We start from the raw sequence: 1037 nt of genomic DNA, 5'->3' as shown, positions 1-1037 counted from the left end.
ACCCTGGAGTGGTGTAGGGTAAGCTGGTTTGGACGTGCCTGGGAGGCTGGTGTAGGGTATTTTAGCGGGAAATCGAAAAGTGGCCAACGAGGGTCGGGTGGCGGGGATGGCGTACTAGGCAGTATGTAGGGCCTATGGGGGAGGGGCCCCTGTGGCTGGTGCCGGGTAGGTAGAAGCGAAAGGGCTGTTAGCAGGCGCTCTGGCTCCTACGTGCTTTGCGAGAGAGGCCTTATGGCGGCGTGCTGGCCCTGGTCGTCGGTGGTGGCGCTAGGTAAGCTGATTTTGTCCTACCCTATAGTGGTGCCAGGTAAGCTGATTTTGACCTACCCTATAATGCTGCCGGGTAGGTTGATTTTAGTATACCTTATGGTGGTATAGGGTAACTGAGGGGTGCCTGGACTACCTACCCTAGACCCCACGACCACGTAAATAAGCCGCCGCGGGCGTATAGGGGCGACCTAGGAGAGGTCGGGGCCCCCTTTAGGGCGGCGTGGGCCTGCCTATATGCCTACCCTACTACTCCTGCTGCGCTGGCTGCGTTTTAGGTGGGCGGGGTGGTTATAGTGCTAGGCTGATGCTTTGTTACGTGCGGCTTCTGGTCAAGCCTGGCGGCCACCTGCTCCCTCTAGCGCCCCCCGTAGATGGGCATAGCGATAGCAGCGTACGCCAGGGCCTTCGGCCAGGGCCTCCCTATAGCGCTTCTAGCCTCTAAAGCCTCCTGGTGGCGCCTGTGTCGGGGTGCAGGGTAAGGCCTACCCTGAACCTACCCTGTACCATCTGGGGGCGGCGGCAAGGGCAAAAGAAATACGTGGGCTGGCTGCTGGCAGGCCTGGGGGCGCGCTGGTGCCGAGAAACCCGGCGCCGAGAGGGGGGGGTGGTGCGTTGTTGGAAATGTATGTTCGTGAGTCGATTTTTTGGATTTGCCATACAAATGAATTTTGCGGGAAATCAAAAGTGGCCAACGAGTGCCGGGTGGCGGGGGCGCCCCACCAGAGAGCTCGGAGGGTATGTGAGAGCGGGTGGCCAGTCGAGCAAAC

Source organism: Rhodococcus sp. NPDC059179 (assembly GCF_042754885.1).
Lineage (GTDB): Bacteria > Actinomycetota > Actinomycetes > Mycobacteriales > Mycobacteriaceae > Rhodococcus_G.
This window is presented reverse-complemented; position numbering follows the sequence as displayed.